Source organism: Cloacibacillus sp. (assembly GCF_020860125.1).
In the GTDB taxonomy this organism is placed as follows: domain Bacteria; phylum Synergistota; class Synergistia; order Synergistales; family Synergistaceae; genus Cloacibacillus.
In genome coordinates, this window is record NZ_JAJBUX010000044.1 from 1 (window position 1) to 19,455 (window position 19,455).

Here is a 19,455-nt window from a genome sequence, read left to right on the forward strand (position 1 = left end):
CTTCCCTACATTTCCTCCGCAAGCCGTCTCATAAGTCTTGACAAACGTCTGATATCATGTAAAATATCTTTTTGTAATGTCGCTATGTGCGGCGTCGCTGAGTGGTAGGATGGCCGAGTGGTCAAAGGCAACAGACTGTAAATCTGTCGGCGTGAGCCTACGCTAGTTCGAACCTAGCTCCTATCACCATTTTTATGTAAAAATGCCCTTACCGCATTAGTGTATGACTGTTGTAAGCCGACTTAGCTCAGTAGGTAGAGCACATCCATGGTAAGGATGGGGTCTCCGGTTCGAGTCCGGAAGTCGGCTCCATTTAACAAGTCAGGCCCCTTTTAGGGGCCTTTTTTATTGCCTGTTACGCTTGTTAAAGTTGTTAAAATCCTGTTATAATCAAGCGCAACGGTTTTTTTTGATTTTTGGTAGCTTGTCAGGGTTGTTAAAGCTTTTTAAAGCCTGTTAAGCTAAAATCAGCACTAAACGGATGCTCCAGGCAGGAAGTTCCGTGTCCGTGGATGGCGTGCCGCGCCTCAATAGCAGGTTTGGCGGCTGGGCGTAATGATAGAAAGTGATAAAAAGAAGGGCTCCGGCAGGGCCCTTCTTTTTATCACTTTATGACAATATTGTTTTGCCGGTAATTTTCTATTGAGTATCTTTCTTTAAGGTCACGATCTTCTTCTCTCCATCATGTTCGATTAGGATGATAAGTGAAGAACCGGAAGCCCATTTGTTGGCGATATATGTATTGATGGCCTCTAGTTCGAGCGTGCTGAGGTCCTGTCCGTTAATTTCCAGTATCTTGTCGTTGATTACAATTTTTGCATTCGCCGCGGCGCTGCCGGGGTCTACGGTTTTTGCCCTATAGCACCCCTGCATATCCTTATCCGTAAGCGTTAGTCCAAGTTTTTTCTCTCTTTCGTTGCCTGATCCGGGGAGCTGGTCGACGGCCTCGTTTCCTATTTGGTCTTTAGGCGTATGGTCTATCAGGTTTTTTACTTCCTTGATTATTGGGACGAGCTGATCGATGCTGCGCTTTCTTTCATAAAAGCCGCCCCAGCCGTTGGATATTTTTTCTGTTTCAGTGACCATCATTTTAATATTGCCGTCTCTTGGAAGAAGGTTGAACCTTACAGTCGTATTCTGCGCCGCCGTCCAGAAGCCGTCGCCAAAGTTTTTATCGAAAGTTAGTTTATAGGGCGTGACTTCGTTTATCGCGAAGTTTTTGCCGGTCATGACTTCAATAAGGACGTCCTGTACCTGCTGCGGCGTGCAGTCTCTGATTGTGGTCGTATATACCGACGCCGCAAACGAGACGGATGCCGTCAGAATAACGAACAATATGGCCATCATGATTTTTTTCATTTCAATCTTCCTCTCAAGAACAAAAATTGTATTATAGAAGAGCTGCCGTTAGTCTATCATGTTTTATGGATTTTTACAGCTTCATGTTAAAGTGTCTTGCTTCATAGCTTTATCCGGGATATTTTTTCTTTGCTCGCGGTCATCAGTGCGGGGCGGCCGATAATGACGGATAATAAAGGGGCGGCGAAACGGGGCGTTTTCTCCAGTGTTAAGATCAACTTCATATAATTTGTACCAGCTGTTCTCCGGCATAATATGGTATGGGCAAAACTACCGGCTTTTCTCTCCTGGTTTTTATCACTATTTAATCGTTATTTTTACTAACGCGGGAATTTTAATGCTTATTATACTGATTTATATATTAAAGCTGCAAAATAATATATAAAACGGCAGTGATGCCGTAATCAGAAGGAGCGTTATTGTTGTGAAGATATCCCCAATCAAAGTTTTGTTGCTGTCGTTTATGGTTTCACTCTTCGCCTTCGGCGGACAGGCCCTCACGGCGGCGGGAGACGCGGTCCGCACCGCCGAACCGTTCACCGGCAAGGTTCTGGTCGAAGGGCTTGACGGCCCCTGGGAGATGCTGTGGGGGCCCGATAATATGCTGTGGGTGACGGAGCGGCTTGGAAAGAGGATCGTGCGCGTCGATCCCGCAAGCGGGGCGGTGCGCGAGGCGGCCCGTATTGACAGGGCAAACGCCGCCGGCGGCCATGAGGGCATCCTCGGTCTGGCGCTGGCGCCTGATTTTCTCAAAAAAGGCGGCAAAAATTATGTCTATGTGGTCTATACGTATAAATCGTCGCCCAGCCAAAGCAAGTCGGATTTTAAGAGGATAGCCCGCTTCCGCTTTGACGCCAAAAGCGAAAAATTAGTCGATGAAAAGGTGATCCTCGACAAGATCCCCGCCGGAGACGACCATAACGCGGGACGTATAGTCTTTGGCCCGGACGGCAAACTTTATCTCTCTCTCGGCGAGCTCGGCCATAACCAGGGCGCCAATATGCTGCTGCCCAACGAGGCGCAGCGCCTTCCCTCAGCCGCGGAGGTGCGCAAATCCGACTGGAGCTCATATGTCGGAAAGGTGCTGAGGATTGAGCCGGACGGCTCCATCCCGCGCGACAACCCGGTGCTTGACGGTGTGAGAAGCCATATCTTCACCTACGGCCACCGCAATCCGCAGGGACTGGTGTTTGTGGGGGAGAACCTCTTCTCCTGCGAGCACGGCCCCTCGACCGACGACGAGATCAACCTGCTGGTGAGCGGCGGCAATTACGGCTGGCCAATAGTAGCGGGCTTCCGTGACAACCAGGCCTACACCTACGCCGACTGGTCGAAGGCCAACAAGAGCGCGATAGATAAGTACGACCCCAACCAGCCCAACATCATCCCCGAGGGCGTGCCCGTGATAAGGGAGCTGGACTGGAACGCGCCGAACTTCAAAGAGCCGCTGAAGACCTTCTATACGGTGCCCAACAGCTATAACTTCAAGGATTCCCGCTTTGAAAAACTGCCGTATCTCTTCTGGCCGACCGTGGCCCCGTTGAGCATCACCTATTACCCGGCGGACGGCGCGATCGAGGCGTGGAGAAATTCCCTCATCATCACGACGCTGAAAACCGGCGAGTTGTACCGGATGAAGCTGAACGCGGACGGAAAGACGCTGCAGGGCGACGCGATACCGTACTTCCATACCGCCAACCGCTATCGCGCGGCGGTCGTCTCCCCCGATACGAAGAGCATCTTCGTCATGACAGACAAGGGCGGCAATGTGCTGGACAGGAATTTCATGCCGACCAGTCAGGTGGAGAACTCGGGTGCGATAATCGTGTTTACATATGCCGGAGAGGGAAAATAATATATCCATTGACTTAACAGTAAGATATTTTTAAGCCGCGGGGCTGTCCCGCATGATAATGACAGATGCATGGCTTTCACATTGGCGGATGGGCCGAATGAAAGCTGTGTATCTGTCCTTTTTTGTCATTGTAAATTTTGCGTGCAGGGAGCGGTGAAAATAAAGAAGATAAAGGAAAAGTTCCGGTAAGAGGCGGGGCTTTTCCCGTCTGCCGCCGATTCCGGTCACGGCGGCCTGATTGTGAGCTGTCTTTCAGAAAATACTATATTGTGGATAAAATACTTGCAAGCAAATGCTAATGCAAAAAAATACAGGTATTTTATAGCGTAAATATAAACATTACACCTGTTTTATAATTTGAGGCCGGTTTGACATTCCCGTACGGCGCTCACTATAATGCTTGCGCGCCGTTATTCCATAATGGTTTTATATAACAATATTCAGTCTGAAGAGGAGCGTTTTAATTATGAAGTTTCTGGAAAAGCTCAGTGATTTTGTGGGTAAGTATATGGCCGTTATCGTCGTCGTAGTCGCGGCGGCGGCGCTTTTCGTACCGGCGGTCCTGATATGGATAAAGACGTCGTGGATCACGACCCTGCTGATGATAGTGATGTTCGGGATGGGGCTGACGCTGGATCCCGTCGACTTCGCCGTAGTCTTTAAGCGTCCGAAGGACGTCATTCTCGGGTGCCTCGCGCAGTTTACGATCATGCCTCTTCTGGCCTTCGCGCTTGGCAAGGCCTTTGCCCTGGACGACGCGCTGCTGGTCGGCGTTATCCTTGTCGGGACCTGCCCCGGCGGGACCTCGTCAAACGTTATCACCTACCTCAGCAAGGGCGACGTCGCCCTCTCCGTGGGGATGACCAGCGTCTCGACGCTGCTCGCCCCGCTGCTCACGCCGGCGCTGACCTACCTTCTGCTGAGGCAGACCGTCTCCGTCGATATGGCGGCGATGTTCATGTCGATCGTCAAGGTGGTGATCCTGCCGATCGCCGCGGGCTTCGTCATCAATAAATTTTTCAGCAGCACCACCCAGAAGGCGGTCAAGGTACTGCCGCTCGTCTCTGTGACGGCCATTGTCATGATCGTCGCCGCGGTGGTCTCCGCCAACTCCGCGAAGATCATGACCACCGGCGTTCTCGTGTTCTCGGTCGTCATCCTGCATAACATTCTCGGCTACGCGCTCGGTTACGTGATCGCCGCGTTTTTGAAGGTCCCGCTCGCGAAGAAGAAGGCGATCTCGATAGAGGTCGGGATGCAGAATTCAGGCCTCGCCACCAGCCTCGCGGCGACCTCCTTCCCCTCCTTAGCGCTGGCCACGGTCCCGGGCGCGGTATTCAGCGTCTGGCACAACATATCGGGAGCCATTCTCGCGAATATATATTCGCAGATGAAGGAGAAATAGCCTCTTACAAATTACCTTTTGCCTACTGCCGGTCCCGTCCCTTCCCCAAAGGGCGGGGCTTTTTTATGGACTCACTTATCATGTGGTTGGGGAACTATTTTTTTCGCTTGGCGGTATCCCCGCGTGCTAAAATATTACCGGCAAGCACCGCAAAAGTATCCAGACTGCCATAATGCCAAAAGATTGGGATGATGAGCGGGTGAAGATAAATGAGATCGTCAAAAGATACTATCCGCGCGAGCTTTTGCCCTCAGAGGGCGCTTCTGCCCTTGATGGGGAGAGCGTAAGGGCGCTGCTCCGCCGATTCGTTGATGAGGCGAACGGCGACCTTGACCGTCTGGGCGACGAACGCCGCCTCTACCTTCTTGAGGATATCCAGATTGACGAGCCGCGTTTCCAGTCGCGAAACGACATCAGCGGCGAGGCGGTGGAGACCTACGCGCAGAACTATGAGAACGGCGCGGATATGCCGCCCGTCGATATCGCCCTGCTTGACGACGGCCGCCTCTATCTGATAGACGGCTTCCACCGCTGCCGGGCAAGGATGAGGATGGGCGCCGCGTGGGGTTTCATCGACGCCGTGCTGCACAAAAATCTCTCAGAGGCCGACGCACGCTTTTTTTCCATAAAAGAGAACATGAAAAACGGTCTGCCGCTGCGCAGCAGGCGCGACAGAGAGAAGGCCTTCGCGATCTATGTCGAAACTGGACGCTGCCGCTATCCCAACGGGATGCTCAAAAGCTACCGCGAGATCGCGGAGGAGCTGACCTTCCTCGGCAAAGATACGGCGAGGCGTTATATGAGCAGCCTTTTCCCAGAGATCGCGAGACAGCTCTCAAACCGTTACGGCGAGCCGGAGGCTGGGCCGTTGGAAGACAGCTCCTCCAAGACGGAACGGCCGGAAAAAAGCGCCGCGCCAGCGCTGCTGAAGAGCCTGAAGAGGACCGGAGAACGGGCGGCGGCGATCGCCACCGACGAGAGCGCCCTCCTGTATGAGCGGCAGCTGCTGGCGCTGCTGAATGCCTCGCGCGCCAGGTGGCGGCGCGGCGTGATCGAAACGGCGGATTACGAGGGAATCCCAGGGAAGGATTAGGCGGTCTGGCCTTCGGAGGCCTTGAGGACCGGCGGAAATGGGCTTCCGCGCCGCATAGGCGAAGGCTGTCTTTGTCAGTAGTTGCTGTACAATTTTTAATCTCGCACCGCTGGTCACAATTACGCCGATGTTGTATAAATATATATGGGTAAATTAAATATCTTTTTGAAATGTGGTGTTATTTATGAAAATGGACGCTCTGAAATATAAATACCCCTCGCGCCGCACGCTTGTATACGGTTCGCGCGGCATGACCGCCACCACGCAGCCGCTGGCCGCGCAGGCGGGGCTTGAAATGCTGAGAAGGGGCGGAAACGCGGTGGACGCCGCGGTGGCGACCGCCGCCTGCCTCACGGTGGTGGAGCCGACCAGCAACGGGATCGGCGGAGACGCCTTTGCGCTCGTATGGACGGGGGGCAAGCTGCACGGCCTCAATTCAAGCGGACATGCGCCGTCGCGGGCCAATGCCGACGAACTTCTTCGCGGCGGCTGGGAAAAGATGCCGCTCTACGGGTGGAAGGCCGTCACCGTCCCCGGCGCTCCCGCCGCCTGGGCGGCGCTCAACGCGAAGTTTGGCCGCCTGCCGCTCGACGTGCTGCTTGAACCGGCGATCCACTACGCGCGCAGCGGCTTTTCCGTCTCTCCGACGGTGAGCCTGCTCTGGAAAAAGGCCTTCGCCGGTTTTGCCAAAAACCTCCACGGCGGCGAGTTTGCCCACCTCTTCGAGTGCTTCACGGCAGAGGGCAAAGCGCCCGCCGCGGGGCAGATCTGGCGCTGCGAAGCGCAGGCGCGCACGCTGGAAAAGATCGCGGAGACGAGCGCCGCCGCCTTCTATACGGGGGAACTCGCGGAGGCGATAGACCGCTTCTCAAAGGAACATAACGGCTGGCTGCGCGCTGAAGATCTCGCCGCGTTCGCTCCCGAGTGGGTCGAGCCGATAGGCGTGAATTACCGCGGCTACGACGTCTGGGAGATACCGCCGAACGGACAGGGCATCGTCGCGCTGATGGCGCTGAACATCCTGAAAAAATTCACGCTCTCGGAGCGTGAATGCGCGCGCAGCTACCACCTGCAGATAGAGGCGATAAAGCTGGCGTTCGCCGAGGCTCTCGCCGAGGTGGGCGACCCGCGCCATATGCGCCGTTCGGTGACGGAGCTGCTTTCGGAGGAGTTCGCCGACCGCCGCGCCGCCCTCATCGACCCGGCCGTGGCCGGGCTTCCGACCTCGGAGCGCCAGACCTCAGGCGGCACGGTCTATCTGGCGGCGGCGGACGGCGAGGGGAACATGGTCTCGATGATACAGAGCAACTACCGTGGCTTCGGCTCCGGCCTCTGCGTGCCTGGGACGGGGATCACCCTGCATAACCGGGGGAATAATTTCTCGCTTGACCCCGCCTCGCCGAACTTCCTCGCGCCGGGCAAGAGGCCCTACCACACGATAATACCGGGCTTCATCACCAAAGACAACGAGGCGGTCGGCCCCTTTGGGGTGATGGGGGCCTTCATGCAGCCGCAGGGACACCTTCAGATGATCGCCAACATGGTGGACTTCGCCCTCAACCCGCAGGAGGCGCTAGACGCGCCGCGCTGGCAGTGGACGGAGGGGAAACGGGTCGGCCTCGAGCAGGGAGTGGAGAACCATATCATCAAAGAGCTAGCCGCGATGGGGCACGAGGTCTATGTGGACTACGACCACAGCTCCTACGGGCGCGGACAGATAATACTGCGCGGCGAAGACGGCGCCCTCATGGGGGCCACGGAGCCGCGTGCCGACGGCTACGTCGCCGTATACTAAAGGACGGATGTTCGGGTACAAGAGGCGTTCCTGACAGAAGTATCAGGCCTGGACCATTTATAATAACAATATCAGCAGGGCAGCCGTTACTTTTATCAACGGCTGCTTTTATTATATATTTGCGGCGGCAGACTGCGGAATCATTTCAGAAAAAGCCTTTATATGCTTGACATTTTTTAGGATAGCTGTATGCTTTTATTAATGTAATTAAAAAAGATACATTTAATTTCCGGAGGTACGGGAAGATGGAGAGATTCGACGTTATAGTAATCGGTTTTGGTAAGGGCAGCAAAGTTCTCACCAGTGCTATGGCAGCTCAGGGCCGGCGGGTCGCGTTGGTGGAGAAGTCGGACAAGATGTACGGCGGGACCTGTCCCAATGTGGGCTGCGTGCCGACGAAGTTCCTCGTCAACAGGGCTGAGATGGCGCGGATAAAAGGCTTCGCCGGTTTTGAGGAAAAGGCGGCCTTTTACGCGCAGTCCATCCGCGATAAAAAGGAACTTCGGGAGAAAATCCTCGGCAAGATGTTCAATACGTTCGGCGGCAATCCGAATATCACGCTCTACACCGGTACGGCGAAGTTCGTCTCGCCGAAGGAGATAGAGGTCAGCGGCAAAGACTTCACCGCCGCGATCACCGCGGATAAGATCGTCATAGATACCGGCTCCGTGCCGTTCATCCCGCCCATCGAGGGACTTAAAGAATGCCGGTGCGCCTATGTCAGCGAGGGCATGCTCGACCTGGAACGGCTGCCGAAGCGGCTGGTGGTGATCGGCGGGGGAAATATCGGCCTTGAATTCGCCTCGTTCTACCGCCAGTTCGGTTCGGAGGTGACCGTGCTCCAGGATCTGCCGGAGTTTTTCCCGAACGAGGACGCCGACGTAGCGGCGGCGGTCAAGGAGACGCTGGCCGGGCAGGGAATAGAGCTCGTTGCCGGGGCTAAGGTGCTCTCGGTGAAGAACGAAGGCGAGGGCGCGGTCGTCAGGTATGCCGCCGACGGAGAGGAAAAAGAGGCTAAATGCGACGCGGTGCTTGTGTCGACGGGGCGCGTCCCCAATACGCGCGAGCTGAACCTCGGGGCGGCGGGCGTGGAGACGACTCCGCGCGGCGCGGTCGCCGTAGACGAAAGGATGCGCACGACGGAGTCAGGGATCTGGGCTATCGGGGACGTCGCGGGCAGTCCGCAGTTCACCTATATCTCACAGGACGACGCGCGTATCGTAATGGATGATTTTAAGGGCGGCGGCAGAACGAGCGCCGGCCGCAACGTTCCCTACAGCGTATTCCTTGCCCCTCCGCTCTCCCGCGTCGGCCTCACGGAAAAGGCGGCGCTGGCAAAGGGATATAAGATAAAGACCGCCGTGATCCCCGTGACGGGGCTGCCGCGGTCGCACGTCCTCGGCAAGTATACTGGGATGCTGAAGGCCGTCGTCGACGCCGATAGCGGGCTGATCCTCGGAGTTGCCCTCTACTGCGAGGAATCGCACGAGATGATAAATATAGTCACGCTGGCGATGAACGAAAAGCTTTCCTACACGGTACTGCGCGACATGATCTTTACGCACCCCGTGATGAGCGAAGCGTTTAACGATCTTTTCGCCGCGATAAAATAAATCACCGTAAATCGGCGTTTATACGCGCCGCTGACTTAGCTCAACAAGGCCGGAAAATCCTCGACGCACGAAAGTGCGCCTGCGGTTTTCCGGCCTTATTTCGCGTCGTCATCGACACGTCTAAACGCCGATTTCCTTCGGGTGGGAAAAGAGATAAACAGCGATTTAGCTTTTGATTTTCTGGAGAGTAATTCGCTGTTTATCATTACCCTATCGAGGATAAACCGGCGGCGGGGCTGTATTGGAAAATGGGGACGGAGGCGTTTGTGTATTCAACTTCCGCCCCCTATCGCGCGGCCGCGCATAGAGGAAAATCACGCGGTAAAAATGATATAAATCGGGGTTTTCTTTAGTGAATAGGCGTGCTATCCTAGCGTTATTGAAACATATCTAAAAATATACTTTAGGAGGCGGCAATGATGACGGGTATTCCTTTAATTATTATCTTTGTTCTGGCAATCATTGTGATGGTGGCGGCGATATCGAAGTATAAGATTCATCCTTTCCTGTCGATAATGGCGGTGTCCCTGATCTTCGGCGTGATCGCCGGGATTCCGCTCAAGGACATTCCGGGAGTGATCGGGGCGGGCTTTTCCGGAACATTCACCAGTATCGGCATCGTGATAATCTTCGGCGCGCTTGTCGGGACCCTGCTTGAAAAGACGGGGGCGGCGCTCAAGATGGCCGACGTGGTGGTAACGCTGGTAGGGAAAAAGAATCCCGAGCTTGCGATCATCATAATGGGATGGATTGTCTCGATACCGGTCTTCTGCGACAGCGGATTTGTCGTGCTCAACCCGATAAGAAAGGCGCTTGTAAAGAGGACGGGGGCCTCCAGCGTCGCGATGACGGTGGCGCTCTCTATGGGGCTTTACATATCCCACTGCTTCATACCGCCGACGCCGGGACCGATTGCCGCGGCCAACGCCCTTGGTATCGGCGATAATATCCTGCTGGTCATCGGGCTTGGCGCGCTGCTCTCCGTTCCCGCGCTTGCCGCGGGGTATATTTTCGCGAAATATATCGGAAAACGTGTCTCGGCGCGCGACGATAACGCCGACATGGATCTGGTGAAGAGCTACGAAGAGCTTATCGCCGAATATGGCAGGCTCCCGGGCGGCGTGATGTCGTTTGCCCCGATAATCGTTCCTATCTTCCTCATGGGACTGGCCTCGGCCTTCTCAATGGCGAAGGTGAGCATCTCCGCCATTATCTTCCTCGGTACCCCGATCATCGCGCTCGCGGTCGGCGTCATCCTCGGCGTAATCCTGCTGGTCCAGTCCGGCAAGGCGAAGGACTTCTACGAGATCACGAACGACACCCTGAAGACCGTCGGCCCGATACTTTTCATCACCGCCGCCGGCGGCGTGCTCGGCAAGGTCATCAGCGTCTCAGGGATGGTGCAGTACATCACGGAGAATTCCAGCGTCCTCTCGACGATCGGCATATTCTTCCCCTTCGTGCTGGCCGCGATACTGAAAACGGCGCAGGGCTCCTCTACGGTGGCGATCACCACCACCGCGGGTATGCTCGCCCCCATGCTTCCCGTGCTGGGGCTCAACACGCCGTCGCTCTCGGCGCTCTGCGTCATCGCGATCGGCGCGGGAGCGATGACGGTCTCGCACGCGAACGACTCCTATTTCTGGGTCGTCACGAATTTCGGCGAGATGGAGACGGAGCAGGGCTACAAGACCCAGACCATGGGCACCTTGATAATCGGGCTCGCCTCGATGGTCGGCGTATTCGTCGCCTATCTGGTACTGAAATAACCGAAAAAAGGCCGCGTTAAGCGAGGCCTGATAAATCGGAGAGGGGCATGTCCGTTAAGGTCATGCCCCTCTCTTCGTTATAAAGTAATCGCGCGAAAGCGCCGCGCCTAGGGGTTATATATCTTCATTCCGGCCCGCTCCGCGGCGTTTTTCAGGTGCGTGAGAGCCGCTTCCTGCGCCGCCGCCGGGTCTTTCGCCATAATATATTTCACCACGCGGCGGTGCTCTTCGAGGACGTTGTGCGCCCTCTCTGGCGAGGCCATCGTCATTATGCGCAGCTCCTTAGCGAGATCGTGCAGCTTTCCCTGCAAAAAGAGGAGAAATTCTATCAATACGGGGTTATGGCTCGCGCGCGCGATCGCCGCGTTGTAGCGGTCATGGGCCTCCGCCCCCGGGGCATTTTCTTTGACGGCCTCTTCCATTCCTCTGAAAGACTCCGTTATCTCCGCGATATCCTCCTGCGTGCGCCGCATCGCGGCGAGCCCCGCCGCCTCCGATTCAAGCAGCGCGCGCATTTCGTAAAAATAGTTTATCTCACCGATCGAGACGGTCTCGAATACATCGGAAAACCTGAACGCCTGACGGCTGCGCGCGTTTTTTACGACAATGCCGCGCCCCTGTTTTGATTCGAGGATATCCTCGTTTTTCAGGCTGGCGATGGCCTCGCGGAGAATGGTGCGGCTCACGCCGTATCTCTGGGCGAGCTCCGTCTCCGGCGGCAGTTTATCTCCCACCGTGAGCTGCCCTGACTGTATCTCCGAGAGGATCAGCTTCGATATCTGTGAAGACAGCCTCTCCGCTTTGACCGGCATCGCCGGGGATATCTTTCTCTCCTGTATATCCATATGGGAAACCCTCTTTCGGAACTGCTCTCTAATCATCATTGTCCGGCCTTTCTATCTAGTTTATCACAAGCGCCGCCGTGAGTTAAACGTGGTATAGGCATAAATGCCAGCGGCAGCATAGTAAACAGCATTGATTCAATTTTTTTAACGATACGAAAAAATGTTTAAAAAGCCCCTCAAAGCTATTGACATATTTTTGTATGATTGTAGTATTATATTATAAAATTATTATTTAAGAAAAACACAGGCAAGGTCACGTTATATCAAAAAGGAGTGGTTTTTTGAAGATGAAAGAGGCACTTATGATGCAGGGAGCGAGAACGATAATGGATAACTGCGTCTCGCTCAAAGCGGGCGAGACGATCCTGATCGTCACCGATATGGTGCAGGAGAACATCGCCAAGGTCCTGGCCACGGCGGCGGTGGAGCGCGGCGCTGAGGTAGTGGTAAGCACGATGAAGCCCCGCCAGCGCGCGGGCGAGGAGCCGCCGAAGCTCATCGCCGAGAGCATGAAGTTCGCCGACGTCGTCCTCATTCCCGTGAGCTATTCTGTGACGCATACCTTCGCTGTGAAGGAGGCGGCGGAAAACGGCGTGCGCCTGCTCGTCCTCACCGATTTTACGGAGGATATGCTCATCTCCGGCGGCATCGAGGCCGATTTCAGGGCGATCAAGCCGGTCTGCAAAGGGGTGGCCGACGCCTTCGCAAAGGGCAGCAAGGTGCACGTTACCTCGCCGGGAGGCACGGACCTTTGGCTCGATATCACCGGCAGACGCGGCAACGCCCTCTACTGCGTGGTGGAGCCGGGGGAATTTTCCACGATCCCGACGGTCGAGGCCAACTCTTCGCCCGTTGAGGGATCGGCGAACGGACGCATCGTTGCGGACGCCAGCGTTCCCTATCTGGAGATCGGCGTGCTGAACGAGCCCATCGTCGTGGACGTCAAAGACGGTTTTATCACCGATATCAGAGGCGGCAGGCAGGCTGAGGTATTGAAAAAAGACCTCGCGAGCCACAACGACCCGAACTGCTATAACATCGCGGAGCTTGGCGTCGGCCTTAACCCCAAGTGCAGGCTCTGCGGGATCATGCTTGAGGACGAGGGCGTGATCCCCACGGCGCATATAGGGATAGGCACGAGCATAACGCTTGGAGGCACCGTCAAGGCTCCGACCCACTACGACCTTCTGATGTGGAACCCGAAGATAGAGGTCGACGGCAGAGTGCTCGTCGACGGGGATAAAATTTATTTATAGATGCTGAAAAGGCATAATGCGCTGTTACATTTGCGTTATACAAAACATAAAACGGGGAGGTAATTAAAATGAAACGAGTAATTATGTTGTTGGCAGTGCTATTATTATCGCCTATTTTTCCCGGAGGATCATTTGCCGCCGAGGCTCCCTTCCACATAGGGATCGCCACGTTAACCGTCTCGCAGGCGGAAGACACTTACCGCGGGGCCGAACATATGGTAAAAAAATATGGGGACACCAGTGACGGCGGGATGATCAAACATATAACCATGCCGGATAATTTTATGCAGGAGATGGAGACGACGATATCACAGATTGCCGGTCTGGCGGATGATCCTAAGATAAAGGTAATTGTCGTTGGCGAGGCGGTCCCTGGAACTACAGAGGCGCTGCGCAGGGTCAAGGAAAAGAGAGACGACATAATCTGTCTTACCGGGTCTCCGCAGGAAGATCCCAACGTTATCTCTTCCGTGGCGGACTACAGCGTCGCGTCGGATAAAATCATAAGGGGATATCTGAATATATACGCGGCAAAAAAACTTGGCGCGAAAACCTTTGTAATTATCTCTTTTCCCAGGCACATGAGTTATGAGCTGCAGGCCCGACGCCGGGCCATTTTTGAAGAGGCGTGCAAGGATTTGGGATTAAAATATGTCTTTGAAACGGCGCCCGACCCGGTAAGCGATGTCGGCGTCGCGGGAGCGCAGCAGTTTATCCTCGAAAAACTTCCGTCATGGATAAATAAATATGGAAAAGAGACCGCTTTTTTCTGTACAAACGACGCGCAGACAGAGCCGCTTCTCAGGCAGGTGGCGAAATATGGCGGAATATTTATCGAGCCGGATCTGCCCTCTCCGCTTATGGGGTATCCCGGAGCCCTGGGTATAGACCTTAAAAATGAAGCTGGAGATTGGCCCGCGATCATGAAAAAAGTTGAGGCCGCCGTTATCGCGGCTGGCGGAAAGGGACGGATGGAAACTTGCGCATACTCTCAAAGCTGGGCGACGGTCTGCGCGCTGACTGAATACGGAAAACGCATCGTCGAAAAGAAGGCGACGCTTGGCAAATCTAAAGACCTGCTGGAATGCTACGCCTCGTATACTCCCGGAGCCGAATGGTTCATAAGGCCGTATACGGAGCTTGGAACAGGCGTAACCAATAGAAAATACCAGCTCATCTATCAGGATACATATATTTTTGGCAAAGGTTATCTTAAACTTACGGATGTGAAGGTTCCGGAGAAATATTTTAATCTAAAGAATAAGTAGGATTTTAACTTTAAATATGTCTGCCGGCTAATTGATCTAGTATTTTAAAAATTAGCTGGCAGAAAATATATTTTATGGAACTCCGCTGAGGATGTGTTGTCGATGGATTTTAGGGAAAAATTAAGCGCACTCCGTAAAAAAATGGCTAATGACAATGTCGGGGCATTAATAATATCTTCAGCCGATCCCCATCAGAGTCCCTCTGTGTGTGCGCACTGGAAGGCCGTACAGTGGCTTACAGGTTTTACGGGTAGTTTGTCCACATGTATAGTGTCGCGCCAGTCGGTGGCGATGTGGACTGACGGCCGCTACCTTTTGCAGGCTCAGAGAGAATTGAATGACAAAGATATAGAAATTTATATTTCGTCAGATGCGGAAGCTCCCAGTCATGCCGAGTGGATACGCGAACATATTGGGCGTGAAGAAAAAATCGCAATAGATAAAAAGCTGTTTTCAGTAGAGGAGTACCGTTCTATTAAAAGAAATCTGGGGCCGGGTTTCATAGTAGAGGATAGGAGCGGGTATGTTGACGAAACTTGGCAGCCGCGCCCCCTAATATCGTCCGAACGGCTGTTTGAACTTGACGTGTCATTTGCCGGAGCGTCACGGGTGGAAAAAATCAATATTATCCGCGGCCGGATGAAGAAAAAAGGCGCGGAGCAATATCTTGCCGCCTCTCTTGACGCGGTGGCATGGCTTACAAACCTGCGAGGTCATGATAATCCGATATACCCGCTGTTTCACTCGTATCTGTTTATCACGGGAAAAATTGCTGTTTTATATACGAATCTCTCTAAAATTGATGATATCACCGCGGAAGGGTTAAGAAAAGATAATATTTTACTGCGCGAGACTTCAGATATATTTAACTTCCTGCCCAATGAGACGGCCGGTAAATCCATCTATTTGGACCCGTATAAGATTTCTGTCAGCCTGTTTGAGTCATTATCTCCGTCTGCGTCTGTTATAGAGGGAATAGATCTGATTACCCATGTTAAATCTATGAAAAATGAAATTGAGCAGAAAAATATCCGCATGAGTAATATAAAAGAGTGTGTGGCGCTCTGCAGGCTCATAAAATCTGTCAAAGAGAATGTAAAAAAAGAGATTTTCCTTGATGAGTATATGATTGGCCAGAAGGTAAATGAATTTCGTAAGATTGAGCCTACATTTTTACAACCGGCGAATATTCCGATAGTAGCCGTGGGAGAGAATGCGGCTTTGCCGCACTATAAGCCGAAGAAAGAAAAAAGCTCCAGGCTGGAGGCAAAAGGGTTTCTTTTATTTGATCTGTGCGCTCACTATCTTACGGGAAGTACGGATATAACGCGGACAATTCAGATAGGCTGTTTAAGCGATGAGATGCAGAGAGACTATACGCTTGTCCTTAAGGCCCACATCGCTCTTGCGATGCTGACTTTTCCGTATGGAACGACCGGTTTTGTGATTGATGGCATCGTTAAATCCAGCCAATGGCGCAATCACATGAATTATGATACAGGAACGGGGCATGGAATAGGTTTTTGTCTTGATATACATGAAGGTCCATGCAAAATAGTAAACGAGTTCACGCCGTTTTTCCCTTACGCGATGACAACGCCGCTTGATGTGGGGATGTTGTTTTCAAATGAACCCGGAGTATATAAAAAAGGCAGGTTCGGAGTCCGTCTGGAGAATGATATTCTTGTTCAAGAAGATTGCATAAACGAATTTGGCCGTTTCTTGAAGTTTGAAACGCTGACCTATTGTCCCTTCGAGCTGGGGGCGATAAAAAAGGAGCTGCTTTCCGTTGAAGAGCTTGAGTGGCTGAATAAATATCATGAAAAAACCTACGAAGCTCTTTCTCCATACCTGAATGAAAAAGAGAAAACATGGCTTTGGTATGAAACGAGGAAGCTGTAAGCTGCCTGCGTTTTTACAATAGGAACAATCAATTTCTAAGCGCCGTAGAGTAGCCGCAGTCTCTATGGCGCTTATTCTAAACATGACGCGGCCCCTCTCGTTAGGATAATTCTCTTTTACGCAAATATCTTACGGGGGGTATCGTTATCAGTATCCCCCGCGCCGGTCATCTCCGCGAGTTTTTCATAGAAGCGCCGGTCGTCTTTCGCGGTGCGTTTGGCCGGTCCCTTGGTCCGGCCGCCGGCGCGGCGGTATTTGGCTTTGAGCTCGCGTTCTTCGAGGCTGGATTCCATGCGCTCCTGGAGATATTCGAAACCTGTCGGCCCGAGGGCGCGCGCCCCCTTCGCGAGCACCATCGCCGCGAGGCCGATGTCCTGTGTCACGACGATGTCGCCGGCGCGCGCGAGATTTATTATTTTCAGATCGGCCTCCTGCGGGTCGCCGCCCACGGTGATGTGATGCTCCGAGACGATCTCGTGGTTGAAATTCGCGACCGTCACAAGCTCCACCCCGGCCGCGCGGGCGAGCTTTGCCGCGGCCTCGAATGCGCCGCGCGGGCAGGCGTCGGCGTCAATGATTATCCGCACAGCCGCAGAGGCGAAGTTTAATTTCGCAGATCATCTGTTTGCCGTACCGTTTATCTCACTTCATACAGCCGCAGATCTCGGTGTTGTCACCCGAAGCCGGCTCGGCCTTGATCTCGGTTATCTTTATACGTCCCTCGCGGTGGAGCGTGAGGGCGAGTGAAATGATCGTCGCCGGCGTGACGCCGATGTCCCGCGCCAGTTCATCGGGATAGAGGGCGCCCTCTTTTTCTACGGAGCTGATGATCGTGTCGCTCAGACAGGCCACCCACTGGGAGAAGAGCTGCTGCATCTCGGGGGTGTTTGAGGCCGCGAGCTGGCTTATCCTCACGACCGAATCGAATATGCGCGCCGAAACAAGTTCCAGCGACTTTACAAGTTGTCTCATATCCTGGTCTTCAAGATTTTTTATATCGATATTCATAGAAATTACCTCCTTGATGGTATGTCTTTCATGCCACTGTGAATTATAATATAAATTAGCACTTTTGAGAGAAGGGATGGAATCACAATGTCCGTTATCACGATAGATGATGAAAAAATCGGCGTATTATCCGACACACACGGAAGTTTCCCCGCTTGGCGGAAGGCGCTCGCGCTCTTCGGCCCGGAGGTGAAGACGATCCTGCACGCCGGCGACGTGCTCTATCACGGCCCGCGCAACAGCGTCCCCGGAGGTTACACACCCGCGGATCTCTTTGAGGCGATAAACGGTTTTCAGCACGGGGGCGGCAGGGTGCTGATCGCCGAGGGAAACTGCGACGCCGCCGTCGACCGCATGGTGCTCGAACCGGAGATGGAGAAGTGCGTCTCTCTGGTATGGCGCGGCAAAAAGATCCTCATGATGCACGGTGACAACTTCTCACTGCTGCGCGAGATGGCGCGCTACAATAAGGTGGATCTTGCAATATCCGGCCACACGCATATCGGCTCGCTCGTGCGCGAGGGGGGAGTGATCTTCCTCAACCCCGGCTCGACGACGATACCGAAGGGGCGGGACCCGGAGAGCGCCGCGATTCTTGACGGCGAGGGCATCAGGATAATGACTCTCGACGGAAGGGAACTTCACTTTGAAAAATGGTAAGAGCGGGGTGCCGCCGGTATTCAGACCACGCAGGTTCTGGACCTCGGTGCTCTGGCTCGTATTTCTCGCGGCGGGGGCCGCGTTCAGCTGTATATTCGGCGTATTCGCCTTTTTTACGGCGGTGCTGGTCGCCGTCTTCATCGGACTGAACGAGTTTGGCCGCTGGCCCTATAAGACGAACCTTGTTATCTGCGCCGGGACCGCCGTGGTGGTCGCGGTGGCGGGGATATTTACCTGGATGGAGATTACATCGCTCTTTGTGCTGTTTTTTACGATGAGCGCCTATATGTTCTATTTCAGAGACCGCACGAGCCGCCTGATACCGGCGCTTGAGACCTTCGCCGCCTCTCTCGCGAAGGCTCCCGATTTTGATTCGATAATTGAAAACGCCTGGCGCGGCATGCAGGAGATGGCTCCCGCCGCCGCCGTCTTCGTTATCCTTGCCGATATCGAAGGCTGTCTTTACATACCGGACCATTTTGGCCAGCCGGGGCGCGCTTTGAAGAGAAACGGCGGCACTCCCTGGAAGGTATTCACCTCGGGACGTCCGATAAATATTCCGCGCGTCTCGACAGGGCGGGATCAGCCGCTGGACAGGGACGCGCTCTCGCTGATCTCCGTGCCGATCACCGCGCGGGCGGAGAAGCTCGGCGTGCTCCAGCTGGAGGCCGGTACTGCGGGAGCCTTCAGCGAGGAGGATGTGGCGAAGCTTTCGCTTGCGGCGATGATCATCGGCCAGGAGCTGTATATGTTCGAGGCTTCGGAGGTCGTTGAAGAGGAGGACGGCGTCGATGATCCTGATTGATATGCACGTGCACAGCCGCTTTTCCGACGGTACCTTCACGCCGGAGGAGCTCGCGGCGGCGGCGCGGCGGCGCGGACTTTCGCTGCTGGCGCTGACAGACCATGATACGACCGCCGGGCTTGCTCCCTTTATGAGGGCCTGCGTCAAAGACGGGGTCAAGGGGCTCTGCGGGATCGAACTTTCGGCGGAGGCTCCCTTTACGCTTCATATATTGGGCTACCGGATATCGCCGGGAGCGGGCAGGCTGGAGGAGCGGCTGGGCTATATCCGCGAAAGGCGCGACGCGCGCAACCTTCTGATCTGCGAAAAGCTGCGCGCGCTCGGGCTGGACGTCGCCATAGACGAAGCGCGCGAGATATCGGGCGGCGAGGTGGTCGCCCGTCCGCACATCGCGCGGCTCCTGATAAATAAGGGCTACGCGGGCAGTGTCACGGAGGCCTTCACAAAATATCTCGCGCGGGGGGCCGCGGCCTATGTGGCGCGCGAGAGGCTCTCCGCGGAGGAGTGTATCTCGCTCATCCGCGAGGCGGGCGGCGTGGCGGTACTGGCGCATCCTTTTCAGTGCCGGCTTGACGACGAAGGGCTGGAGGCGCTGCTTTCCAGGCTCAAGGGGGCCGGGCTGTGGGGGATGGAGGCCATCTACGGCGCAAACTCGCCGGAGACGACCTACCGCCATCTGAAGATGGCGGGGAAGTTTGGCCTCTACGCGACCGCCGGTTCGGATTTTCACGGAGGCAACAGCCCCGGGACGGAGCTCGGCATGCCGGTCTGCGAAGATCTTCTTCCGTGGGCCAGGCTGGGTATAAGATAGAACAAGAGGAT

At 54.5% G+C, this 19,455-nt stretch carries 16 protein-coding genes and 2 tRNA genes; 14 read left to right on the forward strand and 4 right to left on the reverse strand.

The genetic code is table 11. The annotated features are described in order from the left end of the window. The first annotated feature begins 103 nt into the window (after nt 1-103). Nucleotides 104-189, forward strand: a tRNA-Tyr gene (locus LIO98_RS05790). A 47-nt stretch (nt 190-236) separates the two neighbouring features. Beyond that, nucleotides 237-312 (forward strand) — tRNA-Thr (locus tag LIO98_RS05795). Between the two features lie 327 nt (nt 313-639). Here the strand turns inward: LIO98_RS05795 and LIO98_RS05800 are convergent. Beyond that, nucleotides 640-1,359 (reverse strand): PDZ domain-containing protein, encoded by a 720-nt coding sequence (locus LIO98_RS05800; RefSeq protein ID WP_291954066.1) that lies wholly within the window; start codon nt 1,357-1,359, stop codon nt 640-642. 424 nt (nt 1,360-1,783) lie between these two features. On the opposite strand from LIO98_RS05800, the gene LIO98_RS05805 reads away from it, so the two are divergent. From LIO98_RS05805 to LIO98_RS05830, 6 genes are all read left to right on the forward strand, one after another. Beyond that, nucleotides 1,784-3,214 carry a glucose/sorbosone family PQQ-dependent dehydrogenase gene (locus LIO98_RS05805; protein ID WP_291954069.1) on the forward strand — a complete coding sequence of 477 codons (1,431 nt, stop codon included), beginning with the start codon at nt 1,784-1,786 and terminating at the stop codon, nt 3,212-3,214. 466 nt (nt 3,215-3,680) lie between these two features. After that, nucleotides 3,681-4,619, forward strand: coding sequence for a bile acid:sodium symporter family protein (locus LIO98_RS05810; protein ID WP_291954072.1), 939 nt, complete (start codon nt 3,681-3,683; stop codon nt 4,617-4,619). A 199-nt stretch (nt 4,620-4,818) separates the two neighbouring features. After that, nucleotides 4,819-5,712, forward strand: a complete 894-nt coding sequence (locus LIO98_RS05815; RefSeq protein WP_291954075.1) for a ParB N-terminal domain-containing protein — start codon at nt 4,819-4,821, stop codon at nt 5,710-5,712. 184 nt (nt 5,713-5,896) lie between these two features. Further along, nucleotides 5,897-7,507 (forward strand): gamma-glutamyltransferase family protein, encoded by a 1,611-nt coding sequence (locus LIO98_RS05820; RefSeq protein ID WP_291954078.1) that lies wholly within the window; start codon nt 5,897-5,899, stop codon nt 7,505-7,507. A gap of 245 nt (nt 7,508-7,752) precedes the next feature. Further along, entirely contained in the window at nt 7,753-9,120 is a 1,368-nt protein-coding gene (locus tag LIO98_RS05825; protein WP_291954081.1) for an FAD-dependent oxidoreductase, read from the forward strand. Nucleotides 9,121-9,539: 419 nt separating this feature from the next. Then, nucleotides 9,540-10,889, forward strand: a complete 1,350-nt coding sequence (locus LIO98_RS05830) for a GntP family permease (RefSeq protein WP_291954083.1) — start codon at nt 9,540-9,542, stop codon at nt 10,887-10,889. A gap of 107 nt (nt 10,890-10,996) precedes the next feature. Here LIO98_RS05830 and LIO98_RS05835 read toward each other — a convergent pair whose 3' ends face one another. After that, the gene (locus LIO98_RS05835) at nt 10,997-11,734 is read right to left on the reverse strand and encodes a FadR/GntR family transcriptional regulator (protein WP_291954086.1); all 738 of its coding nucleotides are present in this window, start codon (nt 11,732-11,734) and stop codon (nt 10,997-10,999) included. Nucleotides 11,735-12,021: 287 nt separating this feature from the next. On the opposite strand from LIO98_RS05835, the gene LIO98_RS05840 reads away from it, so the two are divergent. The 3 genes from LIO98_RS05840 (at nt 12,022) to LIO98_RS05850 (ending at nt 16,160) form a co-directional block, all read left to right on the forward strand. Then, nucleotides 12,022-12,990: an aminopeptidase gene (locus LIO98_RS05840; protein ID WP_291954088.1), complete on the forward strand. Its 969-nt coding sequence runs from the start codon at nt 12,022-12,024 to the stop codon at nt 12,988-12,990. Between the two features lie 68 nt (nt 12,991-13,058). Beyond that, the gene (locus tag LIO98_RS05845) at nt 13,059-14,258 is read left to right on the forward strand and encodes a DUF3798 domain-containing protein (RefSeq protein WP_291954091.1); all 1,200 of its coding nucleotides are present in this window, start codon (nt 13,059-13,061) and stop codon (nt 14,256-14,258) included. A gap of 102 nt (nt 14,259-14,360) precedes the next feature. Beyond that, nucleotides 14,361-16,160: an aminopeptidase P family N-terminal domain-containing protein gene (locus tag LIO98_RS05850; protein ID WP_291954093.1), complete on the forward strand. Its 1,800-nt coding sequence runs from the start codon at nt 14,361-14,363 to the stop codon at nt 16,158-16,160. A 116-nt stretch (nt 16,161-16,276) separates the two neighbouring features. Here LIO98_RS05850 and LIO98_RS05855 read toward each other — a convergent pair whose 3' ends face one another. Together LIO98_RS05855 and LIO98_RS05860 are read right to left on the reverse strand one after the other, a co-directional pair. Beyond that, nucleotides 16,277-16,747 carry a DUF188 domain-containing protein gene (locus LIO98_RS05855; RefSeq protein WP_291954096.1) on the reverse strand — a complete coding sequence of 157 codons (471 nt, stop codon included), beginning with the start codon at nt 16,745-16,747 and terminating at the stop codon, nt 16,277-16,279. Nucleotides 16,748-16,802: 55 nt separating this feature from the next. Continuing rightward, nucleotides 16,803-17,168, reverse strand: a complete 366-nt coding sequence (locus tag LIO98_RS05860) for a hypothetical protein (protein ID WP_291954098.1) — start codon at nt 17,166-17,168, stop codon at nt 16,803-16,805. Nucleotides 17,169-17,255: 87 nt separating this feature from the next. Here LIO98_RS05860 and yfcE point away from each other — a divergent pair, with 87 nt between their 5' ends. From yfcE to LIO98_RS05875, 3 genes are read left to right on the forward strand one after another with little or no spacing between them, the layout of a single operon-like run. Next, nucleotides 17,256-17,828, forward strand: a complete 573-nt coding sequence (gene yfcE / locus LIO98_RS05865) for a phosphodiesterase (RefSeq protein WP_291954101.1) — start codon at nt 17,256-17,258, stop codon at nt 17,826-17,828. Continuing rightward, entirely contained in the window at nt 17,815-18,633 is an 819-nt protein-coding gene (locus tag LIO98_RS05870; RefSeq protein ID WP_291954104.1) for a GAF domain-containing protein, read from the forward strand. The genes yfcE and LIO98_RS05870 overlap by 14 nt, the downstream gene beginning before the upstream one ends. Continuing rightward, complete coding sequence (locus tag LIO98_RS05875; protein WP_291954106.1) at nt 18,620-19,444, forward strand: PHP domain-containing protein; 825 nt, start codon at nt 18,620-18,622, stop codon at nt 19,442-19,444. The genes LIO98_RS05870 and LIO98_RS05875 overlap by 14 nt, the downstream gene beginning before the upstream one ends. The last annotated feature ends 11 nt before the right edge of the window (nt 19,445-19,455 follow it).